At 39.2% G+C, this 18,145-nt stretch carries 16 protein-coding genes; 5 read left to right on the top strand and 11 right to left on the bottom strand.

All coding sequences use genetic code 11. The features are described from left to right. Positions 1 to 16: 16 nt before the first annotated feature. The 5 genes from map to KME09_07460 all read right to left on the bottom strand — a co-directional run bounded on the left by map (position 17) and on the right by KME09_07460 (position 5,670). Complete coding sequence (gene map, locus KME09_07480; GenBank protein ID MBW4533763.1) at positions 17 to 874, bottom strand: type I methionyl aminopeptidase; 858 nt, start codon at positions 872 to 874, stop codon at positions 17 to 19. 172 nt (positions 875 to 1,046) lie between these two features. After that, the gene (locus KME09_07475) at positions 1,047 to 1,337 is read right to left on the bottom strand and encodes a HigA family addiction module antidote protein (protein MBW4533762.1); all 291 of its coding nucleotides are present in this window, start codon (positions 1,335 to 1,337) and stop codon (positions 1,047 to 1,049) included. 101 nt (positions 1,338 to 1,438) lie between these two features. After that, a complete protein-coding gene (locus KME09_07470) occupies positions 1,439 to 2,368 on the bottom strand; it encodes a glycosyltransferase (GenBank protein MBW4533761.1) in 930 nt (309 codons plus the stop codon). A gap of 74 nt (positions 2,369 to 2,442) precedes the next feature. Next, entirely contained in the window at positions 2,443 to 3,261 is an 819-nt protein-coding gene (locus KME09_07465) for a transglutaminase-like domain-containing protein (protein MBW4533760.1), read from the bottom strand. Between the two features lie 231 nt (positions 3,262 to 3,492). Further along, positions 3,493 to 5,670, bottom strand: a complete 2,178-nt coding sequence (locus tag KME09_07460; protein ID MBW4533759.1) for an RNA-binding transcriptional accessory protein — start codon at positions 5,668 to 5,670, stop codon at positions 3,493 to 3,495. Between the two features lie 218 nt (positions 5,671 to 5,888). Between KME09_07460 and KME09_07455 the strand changes: the two genes are divergently transcribed. Beyond that, complete coding sequence (locus tag KME09_07455) at positions 5,889 to 6,263, top strand: hypothetical protein (protein ID MBW4533758.1); 375 nt, start codon at positions 5,889 to 5,891, stop codon at positions 6,261 to 6,263. A gap of 53 nt (positions 6,264 to 6,316) precedes the next feature. Here KME09_07455 and KME09_07450 read toward each other — a convergent pair whose 3' ends face one another. The 4 genes from KME09_07450 to KME09_07435 all read right to left on the bottom strand — a co-directional run bounded on the left by KME09_07450 (position 6,317) and on the right by KME09_07435 (position 11,689). Next, positions 6,317 to 7,165 carry a nitrate ABC transporter ATP-binding protein gene (locus KME09_07450; protein MBW4533757.1) on the bottom strand — a complete coding sequence of 283 codons (849 nt, stop codon included), beginning with the start codon at positions 7,163 to 7,165 and terminating at the stop codon, positions 6,317 to 6,319. A gap of 66 nt (positions 7,166 to 7,231) precedes the next feature. Continuing rightward, a complete protein-coding gene (locus KME09_07445) occupies positions 7,232 to 9,232 on the bottom strand; it encodes a nitrate ABC transporter ATP-binding protein (protein ID MBW4533756.1) in 2,001 nt (666 codons plus the stop codon). Positions 9,233 to 9,363: 131 nt separating this feature from the next. Then, positions 9,364 to 10,197 carry a nitrate ABC transporter permease gene (ntrB, locus tag KME09_07440; protein ID MBW4533755.1) on the bottom strand — a complete coding sequence of 278 codons (834 nt, stop codon included), beginning with the start codon at positions 10,195 to 10,197 and terminating at the stop codon, positions 9,364 to 9,366. 163 nt (positions 10,198 to 10,360) lie between these two features. Next, entirely contained in the window at positions 10,361 to 11,689 is a 1,329-nt protein-coding gene (locus tag KME09_07435) for an ABC transporter substrate-binding protein (GenBank protein ID MBW4533754.1), read from the bottom strand. Positions 11,690 to 13,013: 1,324 nt separating this feature from the next. Between KME09_07435 and KME09_07430 the strand changes: the two genes are divergently transcribed. Next, on the top strand, positions 13,014 to 13,154 hold the full coding sequence (locus KME09_07430; GenBank protein MBW4533753.1) for a hypothetical protein: 141 nt from the start codon (positions 13,014 to 13,016) through the stop codon (positions 13,152 to 13,154). A gap of 148 nt (positions 13,155 to 13,302) precedes the next feature. On the opposite strand, the gene KME09_07425 is transcribed toward KME09_07430, so the two are convergent. Next, positions 13,303 to 15,888 carry a TIGR03960 family B12-binding radical SAM protein gene (locus tag KME09_07425; protein MBW4533752.1) on the bottom strand — a complete coding sequence of 862 codons (2,586 nt, stop codon included), beginning with the start codon at positions 15,886 to 15,888 and terminating at the stop codon, positions 13,303 to 13,305. 96 nt (positions 15,889 to 15,984) lie between these two features. Then, entirely contained in the window at positions 15,985 to 16,398 is a 414-nt protein-coding gene (locus KME09_07420; protein ID MBW4533751.1) for a hemolytic enterotoxin, read from the bottom strand. A 123-nt stretch (positions 16,399 to 16,521) separates the two neighbouring features. On the opposite strand from KME09_07420, the gene KME09_07415 reads away from it, so the two are divergent. The 3 genes from KME09_07415 to KME09_07405 are packed head-to-tail and all read left to right on the top strand — an operon-like array spanning position 16,522 to position 18,084. Further along, complete coding sequence (locus KME09_07415) at positions 16,522 to 16,761, top strand: type II toxin-antitoxin system prevent-host-death family antitoxin (GenBank protein ID MBW4533750.1); 240 nt, start codon at positions 16,522 to 16,524, stop codon at positions 16,759 to 16,761. 6 nt (positions 16,762 to 16,767) lie between these two features. Further along, entirely contained in the window at positions 16,768 to 17,154 is a 387-nt protein-coding gene (locus KME09_07410; protein MBW4533749.1) for a type II toxin-antitoxin system VapC family toxin, read from the top strand. A gap of 33 nt (positions 17,155 to 17,187) precedes the next feature. Beyond that, a complete protein-coding gene (locus KME09_07405; protein MBW4533748.1) occupies positions 17,188 to 18,084 on the top strand; it encodes a DMT family transporter in 897 nt (298 codons plus the stop codon). The last annotated feature ends 61 nt before the right edge of the window (positions 18,085 to 18,145 follow it).

Here is an 18,145-nt window from a genome sequence, read left to right as displayed (position 1 = left end):
TGTAAATCTTCCAAATCTAAATTAAATCGCGATCTGTCAAAATTTCATAGCCATCTTTAGTAACTAAAACCGTATGTTCAAACTGCGCCGAAAGGTTGTTATCTACAGTAACCACAGTCCAGCGATCGCGCAAAACTCTAGTATGCTTAGAACCTGCATTGAGTATGGGTTCAATCGCCAGAGTCATACCCGCCTTTAATTTAACGTTAGGCATCAATTTCGTACGGTGATTAAATACTGATGGTGCTTCATGGAGATTTTTACCCACACCATGACCAGTATACTGTTCTACCACGCTATAACCATTCGCTTTTACATGGTCTTCTACTGCTCCAGCAATGTCTAAGAGATGATTACCTGCTTTTACCTGTTCAATCCCTTTGTATAGTGCTTCTTCAGCAACCTTGATTAACTTAGCAGAGTCTTTAGATACTTTATCGCCAACGGCAATAGTAATACAAGAATCACCATGAAAGCCATCGCAATAAGCACCCGTGTCTACTTTTAAAACGTCCCCACGACGGAGTACTTTCTTGGCATTAGGGATACCGTGTACCACCTCATTATTGACGCTGGCACAGATAGAAGCAGGGAAACCATAATATCCCTTAAAGCTGGGGGTTGCACCCATTTCCCGTATCCGTCGTTCGGCATATTCGTCTAAATCTGCGGTGGTCATTCCTGGCTTGGTTAGTGCTTGGATCTCTTTTAATACAGTAGCGACAATCTTGCCAGAGCAACGCATCTTCTCTATTTCAGGCGCTGACTTTATTTCAATTCCGCGAGGATTACGATTTAGTGAAGGAAGTCTATTAGCTGTGTCGGAGTCTGATTTTTTGGACTTGGGAAAGAGAAGATTGGTAAGTATATTCATTAAAAATGTTTAATCTGACTGAGATTACTGTTAGATTTCTTGCACGATCAAAGGTTGAATTCCTCTACAATTATAGCTTTGTGCTACCCTTTCATCTCAATAGCCTTTGCATCCACTCTCCCCAACCATAATGTCAATGATCATTGAAAGAAAAGGTCTTAAACCTGATTAATCAATTTTCTTCATTTACCAAGACAGCTACTTCCTGATTCAGGCGATCGCCTACTCGATCATTAGCCACATCTAAATCGTAATTCATTTGTAATACCAGCCAAAATCGTGGTGACATATTAAAATAACGCGCAAGGCGAAGAGCTGTATCTGCTGTAACTCGTCGCTTACCGTGAACGATTTCGTTAATACGCCGTGCTGGAACTCGTAGAGCTAGAGCGATTTGATTTTGACTAAGATTCATTGGTTTGAGAAATTCTTCTAAAAGAATCTCACCAGGATGAACTGGCATCAGCTTGTTTTCATTCATTCTTCTACCTAAATGATAATCAACGATCGCCTACGTCTGAAGCTTCTCCGTCTTGCCATTCAAAGCAAATCCGCCATTGATCGTTACTTGCTCTCATTGTAGGCAGCGTAAACACCCTGGACGTTATACCAGTTAAGAAAGATCCTCGCTACTTGTTCAGCTAATTGAGGTTTACCTTGGTTAATTAACCAGCTTAATACTGGCTGTAAAGTACGTTCATTTAGCGTGCCACCAATTGATAATATGCCCCAAAGAAGACGATGTAGAATTGTCATTTGAATCATCATTTTGACATCAAAAGTAGGATGTTTGTCATAAAAAACTACTCCCATTTTTCCTCTTTGAATTTCTTGCTCGATCAGCTTTGGTATCTGCTCTAAACTGAAAGGAGGATGCCAATGATATCCAACAGCTGCGGGACATTTAATTAGTTTTAAATCGAGTTTTTTTAATCGTACTCCTAACTCTAAATCTTCCCAACCATAGAGTTGAAAACCTGGATCGAATAATCCTGCATCTTCGAGCCATTTACGAGCGATCGCTACATTACCAGTGGCAAAGTAAGCAGCGGAAAAATCTGTTATTTTATATGGTTCAGAAGTTGGATTGTCGAAGTTATTTGTATTAATTACTGCACCATAGGTAAATAGGCGATCGCTTTTAAGTTCTTGTTTTCCTTTAACTAATGCATCGGCATGAGATTGCAGAAAAGTGTTTGTAACTACCAGATCGCTATCGATAAAAATTATGGTGTCACCAACGGCATTTGCTACCCCTAAATTTCTAGCTGCTGCTGCGCCTTGATGATTCTGCTCAATTACTTTAACATGAGGCAAATTAGCCCGATTTTCTGCTAACCAAACTAAGGTGCGATCGCTCGAACCATCATCTACTAGAATAATTTCATAACCGTCAAGCTTACTGTTAGTTAGTTCCTGTTTTTCTAAAGCAAACAGACATTTTTGTAGGATTGGTAAACGATTATAGGTAGGAATGACGACGCTAATATACATCTCAACAAAGGCTAACGGCTAAAAGCTACGAACAGTATAACCATAGATACTTTGCTTTTGATCGGCAACGACAATTAAGAAACTCGATTCATTTTCGCCAGTAAAACTTCAATTATTGGTGCATCATCACTACTGGGATTGACTTTGAGGTAATATTCTAAATCGAGAATTGCTTCAGACCAACGATTAAGCTGATAATATAGTAAACCGCGATCGCGAATCTCTGCCGTTTTTTCAGGCTCAAGTTTGAGAATGGCACTCATAGTTGATAAAGCCTTGTCTATTTCTTGGCGATGCAGATAGATGAATTTTAAATTGTTCAGCATTCTCGCTAATATCTGCTTATTATCTACAGGTGCTAACCAGTTGCGATCAAGCTGAAATTTGTGCTGATAAGTTTCAGCTAATCTTTGCTGACAGTCAGCTTCAAACAGAATCTCACCACGGTTAAAAGGATCGACAAAAATTTCTGCATTTTCAATTTCAGGACGAATCAGAAAATGTCCAGGTAAACCAACACCTTGCATGGGAAAATTTAGCCGTTTAGCGATCGCTAAATAGACTACAGATAGGCTGATGGGAATTCCTAACCTACGTTCGAGTACACGATGTAAGAAGCTATTATCTGGATCGTAGTAGTTATTTTTGTTTCCTCTAAAGCCCAAAGTATCAAATAAATGTCGGTTGATAGTTTGAATCACTTTTAAAGGATAACGTTCGGCAGGAAGCTGTACTTCGATTTCGGCTGCGATCGTATCTAAAACTTTTAAATATGCTTGAGGTCTTAAATCAGGATATTCTGCTTGAGCAAAATACAGACATGCCTTGGTTAGATCTATTTTTGGCTGGCTTACTTCTCGATAGAAATTATGCCACCGTAATTGATTATCCATTCAGGTTAATAAATAGTTTTTATATTTCATTGTGATTATCATAATATTTTTCAAGTAAATATACCGAGTAGCAATTAATAATTGTTACTTTACAAAATTGACTAGTTTACTTCATAAATGTGTCACAAAAATATAGGCTTCTCGTTAAGCTGTTAATCATTTAATATTTACCTTCCTACCTCTTGTCGGGGCAAAGAGCTTTCGATTCTAACTTCGCCCCTAATTATGGATTTAGGCTTGTTTAATCGACAAACCAACCCGCTTTAATTTTTCATTGACTTCTAATACTTTGACCTTAATCACCTGACCAACTTTTACTACTTCATTGGGATCGCTAACAAAGCGATCGCATAGTTGAGAGATATGCACTAAACCATCTTGGTGTACGCCGACATCAACAAATGCGCCAAAGTTAACCACATTAGTCACGACTCCTTCTAGCAACATGCCCTCTCGCAAATCGCTAATTTCCGCAACACCTTCCTGAAAAGTGGCGTATTGGAATTGTTCTCGCGGATCTCGTCCTGGCTTTTCTAATTCGGCGATCGCATCCCTGAGAGTAGGCAAACCCACACCATCGGTGATAAATTCTTTGAGGTCGAGGCTTTTAAGGCGATTGGGCTCCGCCCACGCTCCGCGATCGCTAGCTTGAGTAATGCGGTCTAAAGATACCCCCAGGCTATGAGCTATTTGCTCAATTACAGGATAACTTTCGGGGTGGACTGCCGTATTATCTAAGGGATTGTTACCATTGCGAATGCGCAGAAATCCCGCAGCTTGTTCGTAAGTTTTCTTGCCTAACTTAGCTACTTTAAGTAGTTGTTGGCGATTATTAAAAGCTCCATTGTCGTTCCGATATTCGACAATATTATGAGCAATTGTTCGCGAAATTCCTGATACAAAAGTCAGCAATTCTTTAGATGCTGTATTGAGATCGACCCCCACATAATTAACGCAGCTTTCTACAGTTTCTTCTAGCTTTTGTTTCAATAACTTTTGATCTACATCATGCTGATACTGACCCACACCAATAGATTTGGGATCTATTTTAACTAATTCAGCTAAAGGATCTTGTAATCTTCGACCAATACTAACTGCACCCCGTATAGTAAGATCTAAATTGGGAAATTCTTCTCTTGCCACATCACTAGCAGAATAGATCGATGCGCCCGATTCATTAACAATTACTTTAGTTGGTTGTTGCTCTATTTCGCGTAAAACTTCACCGACAAATTGATCTGTTTCCCGCGAGGCAGTACCGTTACCGATCGCAATTAATTCAATCTGATATTGACTAATTAAATCCTTAACCGTTTGGGCTGCCTGCTTTCTTTTGCTTTCTCCTGTATGGGGAAAAATTGCTTGATATTCTAAATACTTGCCTGTATCTGACAACACCACTACTTTACATCCTGTGCGAAAGCCTGGGTCGATTGCTAGGGTGGGTTTTCTCCCCGCAGGAGCGGCTAACAAAAGGTTACGCAAATTAGCTTCAAAGGTTTGAATTGATTCTAGGTCGGCGTATTCCTGGCGATCGCTTCTCACTTCTCGAATTAAAGAAGGTTTTAATAAGCGATTAAATGCATCTTTGAGCATTGTTTGGTAAAATGCTTTTAGAGTTGGGTTTCTCGTGCTAATTTCTTGCTTTTCTAAATAACCTAACACCTCAGACTCATCAAAGGTAATATCGATACTTAAAATACCTTCAGTCTCACCCCGATATAAAGCCAAGAGATTATGAGGCGGAATCTTACTCACCCCATAGCTATAGTTGCGATACATTTCATATTTAGTCGTCCCTTCAGGATAATCACCCTTAATTTGCGAGGTAAATACGCCTTGTTTAAAGAAATATTCGCGTAAATAAGCTCTGATATCGGCATTATCTGCTACCTGCTCGGCTAAGATATCTGCTGCTCCTGCTAACACCTGTTCTGTGGTCTCTAGTTCTTTTTCCGCAGCCAAATACTTACTTGCCTCAGCAGCCAAAGAGATCTGGGATACTTGGGGCTTATTATGAAGTGCGATCCAATCTGCCAGAGGTTCTAATCCTTTTTCTTTAGCGATCGTAGCTCTAGTACGCCTTTTTGGCTTATAGGGAAGATATAAATCTTCTAATTCAGTCCGATTGAGACAGACTGCTATTTTTGCCTTTAGCTCGGTAGTTAATTTGCCCTGAGACTCAATCTCCTCAATAACTTTGACTTTACGCTTAATCAGTTCATCTAGATAGGTATAGCGTTCAAAAATATTCCTTAGCTCTACTTCATCCAGTGAACCTGTTTGTTCCTTCCGATAGCGGGCAATAAATGGTACTGTTCCCCCTTCTAGCCAGAGATCTAGAGCGTTGTTGATATTGCGGGGAGATAAAGCAAACTCTTGAGCAATCAGTTGTCGAATGTCAGTCATAGAAGATTAAAATACACCGCAAGGAACAAAATTTGATTATATATATTTCTCTTCTAAGAGTGCGAGGAAATTTAATCACGTTTCGTTTCAAGCACAAGTAATACCAATTTAAATGGTATGAGTTTTACTTATTTTATGATCCCCAAAAAGAATCTGAAAGGTTATAACAGGATTGTTCATAGTTTTCGATCCTAACTATTATAATTATCCCTGTTGTTATGGAAGTGAACCAAGAAGGTAATCGAGCCAAGAAAGCAGCACTTTTAGCTAGAAAAGATCGAGAAAATATTAGTAAGAATGGTACTAGTATCCTCGAATACTATCGCAGTGGCTGGAGCATGGTTGAAATAGCTGCTCAAAGCTGTGAGTCAGAAGAAACAGCGATTAGAATTGCAGCAATTAGAAATTTCATTAATCAAGTTAACTCAATCATTAGTCTAATTAAGTCTCATGTTGAGGGATTGTCAGCCAAAGAAATAGCCTACAAACTTAATCTTGAACTAGGTATTGTGATTGACGAACTCAAGTGGTTTCAACAAAGCAAAATTATCACCCAAAAAGGAACCGTGTGGATTCACAAAAAGTATGAGTGATTAAAACTTTTAATTAGTTAGTCGCCTTTTGTTGCCGATCTAATTATAAAAAATTACTCCAAAGCGTCATCATGGGCAAAACGACGAAAGAGAAAATCAAGGGCATGATTACGCAATTTAAAATATTTAGGATCTTCCATCATTTTTTGGCGATCGCGAGGACGAGGAAAAGGAATATCTAAAACTTCGCCAATATTAGCCGATGGGCCATTGGTCATCATTACTAAGCGATCGCTAAGAAATAAAGCCTCGTCGATATCGTGGGTAATCATTAAAACTGTACAGCGATGATCCTGCCAGATTTTGACTAATTCTTCTTGCATTTCTTCCCTAGTAATCGGATCTAATGCCCCAAAAGGTTCATCCATAATTAGTACTTCAGGACGAGTCGCCAAAGCACGAGCGATCGCTACCCGTTGTTTCATTCCCCCTGAAAGTTGAGCGGGTTTTTTATGAATCGCTTCGCTTAAACCAACTAATTCTAAATGTTCTAAAGTAATATCTTTTTTCTCTTGAGGAGATTTATGTTTATAAACTTGTTCTACTGCTAAATAAACATTTTCGTAGGCAGTTTTCCAAGGTAGCAAAGAGTAATTTTGAAAGATTACCATGCGATCGGGCCCAGGCTGGGTAATACGTTGATTTTTGAGACGAATCTCGCCAATACTAGGTTTATTTAAGCCCGATACCATACTCAAAAGAGTAGATTTACCGCAACCAGAATGTCCAATTAAGCAGACAAATTCGCCTTCTTGAATACTAAGATTTACGTCTTCTAAAACTGTGTAACTACCTTTACCCTTATCGGTGGGATAAATTTTGGCAACGCTGTCAAATTCTAAAAAAGTTGCTGAGTTAGTAGCTGAAATATTATTTGGTAAGGTACTGTTGGAAATTTGCATAAGCTGGATTAGTTAAGGTAGTGGGTAAGGGGTAATGGGTAGTGGGTAATGGGTAAGGGGTAGTAGTTAACTAGTAACTAATGAATCGGTTTTAATTTCTTCGACTTTGATTTCCTGTTTAATAGCTAGTCCTTTGAGATATTCTAGGGGATTATCAGGGTTAAAGATACTACCATCAAAGAGTTTAAAGGCGTTTCTTTCTGGTTCTAAACCAGGTAGTTTTAATTGTCTGGCTGCTTCAGAATAAATATCACTTCTTCTTACTTTGTCTAAAACTTCAATCCAATTACGAGGGAAGGGAACAATACCCCAACGCGCCATTTGCACTAAAATCCATAGTCCTTCTACACGACTAGGAAAATTAGTTTTATTGACGTAAAATTCATTAAATTGAGGCAACATTTGCGCAGGTTCACCTGTACCTCGGTTATAAGGTTCGATAAATCCAGGGCGAATATATTCTAGGTCAGTATTGAGATAATTAGGTTGAGCAATTAATTCGGCAATTTTATCTCGATGACGGAGATCGTCGCAGTATTCACAAGCTTCGATCAAAGCTTTAATTAATGCCAAGTGAGTCTCAGGATATTTATTTGCCCAATCTTCCCTGACTCCTAAAACTTTTTCCAGGTAGCTAGACCAAATGTCTAGATCGGTAGCGATGACAAATCCAATCTTTTCGGCAACGGCTTGAGTATTCCAAGGTTCACCTGCACAATAACCATCAATGTCACCTGCTTTGAGGCGATCTAGCATTTCTGAAGGGGGAATGACCACCAAGTTGACATCTCGATCGGGATCGATGCCATCAGTAGCTAACCAATAACGTAGCATTAAATTGTGCATTGATGCTTCATTGACCACACCCAAAGTATAAACTCGATCTGGATTATTTAAGATCGCCTGTTTAAAATCGGCTAAAGTACGAACTCCTTGTTGATAAAACTTTTGGCTGAGAGTGATCGCATTACCGTTACGGGATAAAGTTAGGGCGGTGACAATCGGCACAGGAGCATGATCTTTTAGACCAATAGTTAACGCTAAAGGCATACCTGCTACCATTTGGGCTGCATCGAGTCTACCACTAGTCACACCTTCAGCGATCGCACTCCAACTGGTTTGTTTAACTAGATTGACTTGGGTTAAACCATGTTTGGCAAAAAAGCCTTTCTCTTGAGCAATAATGAGTGGTGCAGAGTCCGTTAAGGGTAAAAAACCAATATTTAGCTGTTTTTTCTCTATTTCGTGACGAGATGCAACTACAGGGGCTTGTACTTGGCGTTTTTTGGCTTTTTTCTGCTGATTGAGGAAATAAACAATCTCTCCCCGTAAGGCATAATAACTGGGATGGTTAACTACTTCCAAACGTTGTCTGGGGCGGGGAATCGGCACATCAATAATCTGTCCGATATGGGATTCAGGGCCATTGGTTAACATGACAATCCGATCAGCCAGTAGTAATGCTTCATCCGCATCGTGAGTAACCATCAGACAGGTAAGTTGATGTTCTTGGCAGATTTTCATCAACTGTTCTTGTAAACTACCTCTGGTTAAGGCATCTAAAGCCCCAAAAGGTTCATCTAGCAAAAGTAACTTAGGACGAATAGCCAAAGCACGAGCGATCGCCACCCGCTGTTTCATTCCCCCTGAAAGTTCCGCTGGTCTTTTATCGGCTGCCCGACCAAGATTAACCATCTTAATATGCTCTTCGACAATCATACGGCGATCGCCTACGGATTTATGGCCATAAACTTGATTAACCGCCAAAGCAATATTTTGTCTTACTGTCTTCCAAGGAAGTAAAGAATAATTTTGAAAGACGACCATGCGATCGGGGCCAGGATCTTTTACCTGTCTGTTTTCCAAGATAATCCCACCTTGAGTTGGCTTATCTAAACCTGCCACAATATTCAGCAAGGTAGATTTACCACAACCAGAATGGCCAAGTAAACAAACAAATTCTCCCTGTTTAATTTCCAGATTAATATTTTTTAGGGCAATGTATCTGCCTCCATTCGCTAGAGGAAATACCTTATCTACGTGATCTACTTCAAGAAATGCTGTCATTAGTTTTTAGGTAGTGGGTAGTGGGTAGTGGGTAGTGGGTAATGGGTAATGGGTAATAGGAATTAGAAATCAATATTCTCCTCTGACTTCTAACTTTTGATGTTATACCCTTGTGGTACTTTTGACTTGGGTTACTGTTGTTCTTCCGAGGGAACTACTACTGAAGCAATCCAAGCAACAAGGCGATCCAGGATCAAACCGACCACACCAACGTAAATCAAAGCCACGATAATCTCACTTAGCTGAGAACTGTTATAGGAGTCCCAGATAAAGAATCCAATGCCGACACCACCAACCAGCATTTCGGCAGCGACGATCGCCAACCAAGAAAGACCAATACCAATTCTCAAACCTGAAAAAATGTAAGGAACAGCAGCAGGGAACATGATTTCCCAAAAGTATTTAGTTCCCGATAAATGCAACACTTTGGCAACATTCTTATAATCTTGGGGGATTTGCTGCACTCCTACCGTAGTATTGATAATAATCGGCCAAATTGCTGTAATGAAAATTACAAAAATCGCTGAGGGGTTAGCTTCTTCAAAAGCAGCTAGAGCGATCGGCAACCAAGCTAAAGGCGGTACAGTACGCAAGATTTGAAAGATAGGATCTACCGCATCGTACATAAAAGAATTAGAACCAATTAAAATTCCCAAGCCAATGCCGACAATTGCTGCCAAACTATATCCAATTGCCACCCTCTGTAAGCTAGCCAGAATCTGCCAAAACAGACCTTTATCTGTACCACCGTTATCAAAAAAAGGATCGAATATTAGCTCGGCAGTATCTTGAAAAGTTTTGATCGGACTGGGTAAATTGGCATCTTCACCACTACATAAAACCTGCCACAGGGTCAAAATAAAGAGCAACGCACAAATGGGAGCTAATATTTTTCTGGGGGGTTGTTTAATCAGAGAAACAAAGAAATTTGGCTTTTTCAGGGAATTATCAAGATTAGCTGTCATAGTCAGAGAAGTAAGATGAATATTTTAAGGTGGCGTGATCTAAATCCGATTCTAAAAAACTACTTTTTGGTAAGAAATTGTAATTAGTAGTTGTAGGGTGGGCAATGCCCACCATTTATTTCAAAATTGATAATTGACAATGGATAATTATCAATTCCCCAAATTAGGCTTTTTTGATTTTCAAACTGTTTAAATAAGCCTGGGGATTTTCAGGATCGAACTTAACTCCATCAAAGAAAGTCTCTACACCACGAGAATCAGTCTTGGGAATTTGCGCATCGGCTACTTTAATTGCTTTAGCAGCTTCTTTCCAAATATCAGAACGATTGACTTTATTAACTAAAGCCTTGGTATCTGTATCAGCAGGAATATAACCCCAACGAATATCTTCGGTTAAAAACCATAAATCGTGACTCTTGTAAGGATAAGAAGCATTATCTTTCCAGAATTTCATCGAGATATCGGGATTGTTAACTGTACGCCCGTCACCATAATCGATTTGTCCTTGAAGTCTGCCGATAATATCTTCGGTTGGTACTTTGAACCATTTATCTTGAGAAACAATCTCACACATTTCCTGTAGATTTTCTGGTTTATCACACCATTGTTGTGCTTCTAAGACAGCTTTGGTTAAAGCTTTAGCAGCTTTGGGATTTTTATCTACCCAATCAGCCCGCAGAGCAAAAGCTTTTTCTGGATGGTTTTTCCAAATTTCTCCAGTGACTAGAGCAGTGTAGCCTTGTTCTTGGTTGACTAATTGAGCATTCCAAGGCTCTCCCACACAAAAAGTTTCCATCGCCCCAATTTTCATATTGGCAACCATTTGTGGAGGCGGTACGGGAATTACAGAAATATCGTTTTCAGGATTTACACCACCAGCAGCTAACCAATAACGCATCCATAAATCGTGAGTTCCACCTGGAAAGGTAATAGCTGCATTAAGTTCTTTATCTTCAGCTTTAGCTTTGGCAAACACATCTTTCATTTTGCTACTATCTATGCCAACTTTCGTCTCTAGATAGTCTTCACTGACAGAGATTGCTTGACCATTAGTATTTAATCTCGCCAAGATATACATGGGTACAGGCTGTTTAGTAATCGTTCCCAAAGTCATTAGATAAGGCATGGGGCTGAGAATATGCGCACCATCAATTCCATCTCCAGCCGAACCCAGTTCAATATTATCTCTAGTTACTGGCCAAGAAGCCTGCTTGAGAACTTCTACTTCGGTCATCCCGTATTTAGCAAATAATCCTTTTTCTGAAGCAATTACTAAAGGGGCTGCATCAGTAAGGGCAATAAATCCTAGTTTTGCAGTCGTGACTTCTGGAGTTTCTTCAGGGCTAAGATTTGCTACTGGTTGGGCTGTTGGTTGGGGAGTAGAACTTGATTCGGCAGTTTCATTAGAAGAAGTGCAACCATGTACCAATAAAGTGCCAGCAGCAGTAACACCTGCTGAGAAAATGAACTTGCGACGAGACAGTTTGGACATAATAAAAATGTAAATTACAGAAAAGAAAAATATGATTTGGGTCTATTTGTGAATCTGAACGCAATTTGGTCAAATTCGGGGATTTTGTGGCTTGAAATCAGGAAATAATGCTCAAAACTGTGATTAGAGAAACTTCTTAAAGTTGTTTTGTAATACAAATCTCTATTAATTTAGACTTTAAAAATAATCAAGGATGAAGCATGACTAGATTTCGTAGTTGTATAAACTTTGAGAGAAATTGATGATTAAAGTTCAAATCAATTCAATCGGCAAATTAAATCAAAATATCGTACTGCTGTTTAAGTAACCATTACTTTCTTGCTAAAAAAACCAATAAAAACATTTGGAATTACAAAAATGAATCGCGCTTAATAAGTAATAGTTGGCGCTAAATATTTCAGTAGTTACTGATGTCATCTACTGAATAATAGATTCACATTAAAATAGATGAACTATTGTAATTTTTGTTACATATTCTAGGTTTTTTTTTATTTGTCGCATGAAACTAATGTAGATATTGCATCAAAAAAGCTAGTAACTTAGAAATTGCCCTGAGCTGGCTTGCCACGATCATCAGTAGATTAATCAGATTAATCTCATCGATCGCTTCTATATTTCTTTTTAACAGCACTAATTATAAATGCAGCCCGATCTAGCAATTCTCCATCCAGAAATTAACTATAAATACAGTATTAAAATTGATACCTAGCCGTTTTTTCTCATAATCTATTCGGCTCAACCTTAATTTCTCATAATCAACCTAGTTCATAATTGATTTGCACATACTATAGCCGTACAAAATTAGCGATAGACAATTAGGGTGATCGGCTCGTAGGTGGTAGGTAGTAGGTAGTAGGTAGTCTTGAAGGATAAGCTTCGCAAATGGGTAGTAGGTAATAGGTAATAGGTAATAGGTAATAGGTAATAGGTAATAGGTAATAGGTAATAGGTAATAGGTAATAGGTAATAGGTAATAGGTAATAGGTAATAGGTAATAGGTAATAGGTAATAGGGAAAAAACGTCTTAACATTGTCTATTATTGCTATACCTCGAAGATTTAGCAGCTCTTTCAGAATAGGATGATCTTCTCAATGGCGTTGCTGAATCAGGGTCTGATTTTTAATTTTGTCTGATCCAGTAAAAAATCAAAAAAGCTTATAGCTTATAGCTACGAACAGTATTATTATCGGTTTCATACTTTAAATCAGCACCGTCTTATAAACAAACCTAACTTCAGACAAACCTGAAGATTAAATTAACTTTTGTAACAATTTGACGGGATCATTAATATTTGTTGAAGATTATTGACATTGCTGTTAAGTTATGAATGCAAACACAAAAAGAGGTTTAATGATGACTTTTTCACCTACAGCGATCGCTTTGATTGTAGTTTTAATCAGTGGTTACGTGATTGGAGTAAGTTTAGGAACGATAGCTTATTTTGCCAATGAAAAAAACTATTAAACTTGCAGGCTTAATAGTTTAAATGATAATTAGTTCGATTGTAGATTAGCAGCTAGCTCACTTGACATCAGCTAGCTGTTTCTAGATTTACGTATTATAGGCTGAAAAACTGAAATTATGGTTACTTAGACTACAAAATAGTCGACTTTTAATTTAAAAGTAGTTGTTGGCGATGAACTTGAAGTAACTGAAACTCAACCTTGGCGATCTGTTCCAACATATAAACTAGATTATCTGGTGATAAATTTGTACCATCATTGCGACAGCTACCAGTAAAGCGAATTACGGCTCGATCATCTTGAGCTGATTCTAAAGTAAGAGAGAACAGGCGATCGCGTAAGTTTATTTGTTTTTTACTTCCCGACTTAGTAAATTTCTCCCAGAGGATTGACTGAGCATTGTTAATCTCATCGAGCCAGTTTTGCCAAGGGGGTACTAGATCTTCTGCTACCTGGAGCGTAATTAAATATTCGGCGCGATCCATGATCCGACTAGCGTTAAGCGACTTAATATCGACTTCCTCTACTTTGTAGATCGGCACATTCTCAGGTAATTGAGCAGCCAGTCTAGTGCGGAATTCTTCAATATCCATGTCTTCTGTCAATTCAAAATCAACTATCTCCCCGTTACTAGTAATACCCAAGGATAAGGCATTAGCAATGGCAATTTTTGGCCCTGGATGATATCCTCCTGTAAAGGAAATTGGTAAAGCTGCACGACGGATAGCGCGATCGAATAAGCGGACTAAATCCAGATGGCTAATCAGACTCATTTCGTCAATTTTGCCAAACCACATTCTGATCTTTTGTTCCTTATCCTGATTGGGTTTAAAGTGTCCTGCAAACTCAGGAATAGCAGGGGGTTGAACAACAATATTATGCCCAAAGTCTGTACCACATACCCCACAGTGAGAACAGCCCTCAAAGGCGCAGTCAGGAACAGTAGCAGCATCTAACGCTCTTTGTAGATCTTCTTTCAGCCACTGTTTATCGATGCCTGTATTGATATGATCCCAGGGTAAAGGTGCGCCAGTGGCATCTTTGATCGATGTTGCACTATCAGAATGATCGAAAATATTCCATTCCCCATCTTCCACCTGACGGTATTTCCAGGTTAAATCTGCTTCGGCGATCGCTTTTGACCATGCACCATAGGCTTGTTCTAGGTTTTCCCACCAGGAATCCATACCAGCACCTAATTCCCAAGCCCGTTTGACGACAGGGGCTAAACGGCGATCGCCTCTACCGACAAAATCTTCCATGGCTGAGATGCGCACGTCGGTATAGTTAACTTTGATTCCTCGCACTCGACGAAATTCCTCTTTAAGTAATTCTTGCTTCCGTCTAAACTCACTGGTTGAGACTGAGTGCCATTGAAAAGGAGTGTGAGGTTTGGGAGTAAAGTTAGAAATAGTGATATTAAAGTTGAGACGTTTATTACTCATCTGACTACATTCACGACGTAACCAGCGCACCGTATCGACAATCCCCACCACGTCAACATCAGTTTCTCCAGGTAAGCCAATCATAAAATATAGCTTGACCCTATTCCAGCCACGGGTAACGGCAGTTTGAATCCCCCGTAATAACTCTTCGTTGGTCAATCCTTTGTTCACTACATCCCGCATCCGCTGAGTACCAGCTTCGGGGGCAAAAGTCAGTCCAGATTTGCGGATTCCCCCAATAATATCGGCAATATTGTCATCAAAACGATCTACCCGTTGACTGGGTAGAGACAAAGATATATTTTCCGCTTGCAAGCGGTTTTTGATCTCCATCCCTACTGCTGGTAAAGCTAAGTAGTCGGAACAACTCAAAGAAAGTAAAGAGAACTCATTATAGCCTGTTGCCCGCATTCCCTTTTCAATCGCATCTACCACTTTTTCTGGTTCAACATCCGTCGCGGGGCGAGTTAACATACCTGGCTGACAGAAACGACAACCACGAGTACAGCCTCGTCTAATTTCTACCGTCAGGCGATCGTGTACGGTTTCAATATAGGGTACTAAGCCAATGGAATAAGCGGGAATAGGAGTTGCTACCCGACGTAAGATTCGCTGGGGAACATCATCTGTAATCCGATGTACTGAGCCATCTTCTGCCATTTCATAGAACCTGGGGACATATACTCCAGGAACTTGGGCTAAATCGAGCAATAACTCCTCCTTGCTCAATCCTGCTGCTTTACCTTCTTTGATAACCAACCCGATCTCAGGCAATAATTCCTCCCCATCACCCAAAGCAATAAAATCAAAGAAATCAGCATAAGGTTCGGGGTTAGAAGTAGCGGTTTGTCCCCCCGCAAAAATTAACGGATAATCCCCTGCATTTCTTTCTTGCCAAGTAAGGGGAATCTGCGCCAAACTGAGCATTTCTAAAATATTTGTCGCCCCAAGTTCATAACTAAGACTAAAACCTAAAATATCAAAGTCTTGAAGCGATCGCTTTGATTCTAAAGCAAACAAGGGGGTATTAGTGTCTCTTAACTTGGCTGATAAATCTGGTGCGGGGAGATAAGTGCGATCGCATAATTGTTGCGGTTGCGCGTTAATAATATTGTAAAGAATAATATGACCCAAGTTTGAAGCTCCTACTTCATAAACTTCAGGATAAGTCAGCACCCAGCGCACCTCGGCATCTGTCCAAGGTTTATGTACTGCACCAAGTTCATTACCTAAGTATCTGGCAGGCTTGGCGATGGTTGAATCAATAGGGCTATCACTTATCAGGGTCACAATATGTATCTCCTAGTCTAGTTCGGAAAATTATCTCAGACATTTACTATATCGAATATTTGAAGGTTCTTATCTTAGTAAACATTTGCTATTAATTTAATTATTCATAAAACCAAAAAATTTTGCTGCACCACCAAGAATTACTAAAATTAGTCCTACTAATACGCCACGATTAGTAAACTCCTGGTTACTGACTCTTTTGTCTAATCCACTCACCGTCGCTCCTAAAGCATCTATTTTTCCCGAGAGTCTTTCATCAACTGACTTGATCTGACCAGATAACTTTTCATCAACAGCGTTGATTTGACCTGAGAGTCTTTCATCAACTGACTTAATTTGACCAGATAACTTTTCATCAATAGCGTTAATTTTTCCTTCCAACTTGGCTTGACCTACTTTTAATTCTGTAACGTTTTCAGTCAGTTTATCTAGTTTGCTATCTAACTTATCTAGTTTTTGATCGAATTTAGCAAAGATTTCTTTTAAGTCTGACTCTATCTGAATACTCATTTATGTTATTTGCCATGCAACGTAAGTACACTCTACTATTTTAATTTTATTTAAGTATTAGTTTAAATATGAAATAAGCCAGACAGGTAAAGCTATAATTAGCTAAGTTTAATAAACTAAGTTATGAAGCAAGTTAATATTCACGAAGCAAAAACGAACTTATCTAAGTTGCTAGAAAGAATTGAGTCTGGAGAGCAAATAATTATTGCTAATCGAGGAGTGCCTAAAGCCATACTCAGTAAATATATTGCTGAAGATAATTCGACTCATAATAGTCCTTTGGGTAGATATGCTGGTCAAATTAAAATTAGCGATGATTTTAATGAAGAAGATGAAGACATCAATAATCTCTTTGGTGTTTAGTCAAGAATGAAATGTTTACTGGATACTTGTGCTTGGATTTTTTTACTGACTAATGACGAAGAATTAAGCGAAAGACAAAAAGAGGTAATTTTAGATTCAAGCAACACAATGTACTTATCTGTTGTTTCCGCTTGGGAAATGGCAATCAAGATCTCGAAAGGAAAACTTGAATTACCCAAATCATTAGATGATTTAATTGTTGAGTCTTGTATCAAAGATGGATATACGATCCTCGATCTGGATATTTTTAGTGTGTTAAATACCAAAAATTTACCCAATCACCATCGAGATCCATTCGATCGAATGCTCATTTCCCAGGCAATTAATCATGATTTGACGATCATTACTACTGATTCAATATTTCCCCAATATGAAGTCAAGCTACTTAAATGAAAATTGTATTGAACCTTTTATTGATTAATCTAAGTGCCTGTTGAACTTAACAAACTTATTGGTGAGAGTGCTGCTTTAAGTGCAGCATTACTTTGGGCGATATCTTCGGTTATTTATAGTCGCCTGGGGTTAAAAATTCCGCCCCTACAGCTAAATCTCTATAAGGGCATAATTGCGATCGCTTTGGTCGCTATCACCCTACTAATCCAGGGTACAGCTTTGATTAACCTATCTACTTCTACTGTCGTTCTACTAACTATTAGCGGTATGATCGGTATTGGTTTGGGAGACACCGCCTACTTTTCAGCTTTAAATAGTTTGGGCGCAAGACGCACCTTATTATTAGAAACTTCCTCTCCCCCAATGGGTGCATTGCTAGCATTAATTTTTATCGGCGAACAGCTAGCCTATAGTTCTTGGTGCGGAATTTTTTTGACTATTCTAGGAATAGCCTGGGTAATCAGTGAACGTAACCCTGTAGATCAGAGTAGTGTCTCACCCCAGGGCATTATGTGGGGGATTTTAGCAGCGATCGCCCAAGCTTTAGGCGCAGTTATCTCTAGGTACGCTTTAATCCAATCGACTGTTAGTCCGCTCGAAAGTACTTTAATTCGTTTAATTGGTGGGACGGTGATTGTCATCGGCTTACTGTTTTTCCCTGTTACCAAGCAAACTACGATGCAATGGCAACTATCTAGACGTAGTTTAGAAATAATTGCGATCGCTGCTTTCGGCAGTACTTATCTGGGGATTTGGTTACAACAAATATCTCTCAAGTTTGCCCCCACGGGAATTGCGCAAACCTTCTTGGCTACCAGTCCTCTATTTATCTTACCGATAGTAGCATTGCAGGGAGAAAAAATAAGTTTGAGAGCAATACTAGGTGTCGTAGTTTCTCTAGCTGGAATTGCTCTGATGTTTATTCGTTAGTTTTTACGTAGGGACTTGAGGACTTGGGGACTTGGGGACTTGCCCTAAAGGACTAGCTTCG

Source organism: Pleurocapsa minor HA4230-MV1 (genome assembly GCA_019359095.1).
In the GTDB taxonomy this organism is placed as follows: Bacteria; Cyanobacteriota; Cyanobacteriia; order Cyanobacteriales; family Xenococcaceae; genus Waterburya; species Waterburya minor.
Note: the sequence above shows the minus strand (reverse complement) of the source record. Positions and strands in the feature narration are given on the sequence as shown.

Coding starts and splice junctions, on each gene's coding strand:
- KME09_07460 (MBW4533759.1), bottom strand. CDS start 5,670: ATGACTGACATTCGACAACTGATTGCTCAAGAGTTTGCTTTATCTCCC.
- KME09_07445 (MBW4533756.1), bottom strand. CDS start 9,232: ATGACAGCATTTCTTGAAGTAGATCACGTAGATAAGGTATTTCCTCTA.
- KME09_07435 (MBW4533754.1), bottom strand. CDS start 11,689: ATGTCCAAACTGTCTCGTCGCAAGTTCATTTTCTCAGCAGGTGTTACT.
- KME09_07415 (MBW4533750.1), top strand. CDS start 16,522: ATGAAGCAAGTTAATATTCACGAAGCAAAAACGAACTTATCTAAGTTG.
- KME09_07410 (MBW4533749.1), top strand. CDS start 16,768: ATGAAATGTTTACTGGATACTTGTGCTTGGATTTTTTTACTGACTAAT.
- map (MBW4533763.1), bottom strand. CDS start 874: ATGAATATACTTACCAATCTTCTCTTTCCCAAGTCCAAAAAATCAGAC.
- KME09_07475 (MBW4533762.1), bottom strand. CDS start 1,337: ATGCCAGTTCATCCTGGTGAGATTCTTTTAGAAGAATTTCTCAAACCA.
- KME09_07455 (MBW4533758.1), top strand. CDS start 5,889: ATGGAAGTGAACCAAGAAGGTAATCGAGCCAAGAAAGCAGCACTTTTA.
- KME09_07430 (MBW4533753.1), top strand. CDS start 13,014: ATGAATGCAAACACAAAAAGAGGTTTAATGATGACTTTTTCACCTACA.
- KME09_07450 (MBW4533757.1), bottom strand. CDS start 7,165: ATGCAAATTTCCAACAGTACCTTACCAAATAATATTTCAGCTACTAAC.
- KME09_07470 (MBW4533761.1), bottom strand. CDS start 2,368: ATGTATATTAGCGTCGTCATTCCTACCTATAATCGTTTACCAATCCTA.
- KME09_07465 (MBW4533760.1), bottom strand. CDS start 3,261: ATGGATAATCAATTACGGTGGCATAATTTCTATCGAGAAGTAAGCCAG.
- ntrB (MBW4533755.1), bottom strand. CDS start 10,197: ATGACAGCTAATCTTGATAATTCCCTGAAAAAGCCAAATTTCTTTGTT.
- KME09_07420 (MBW4533751.1), bottom strand. CDS start 16,398: ATGAGTATTCAGATAGAGTCAGACTTAAAAGAAATCTTTGCTAAATTC.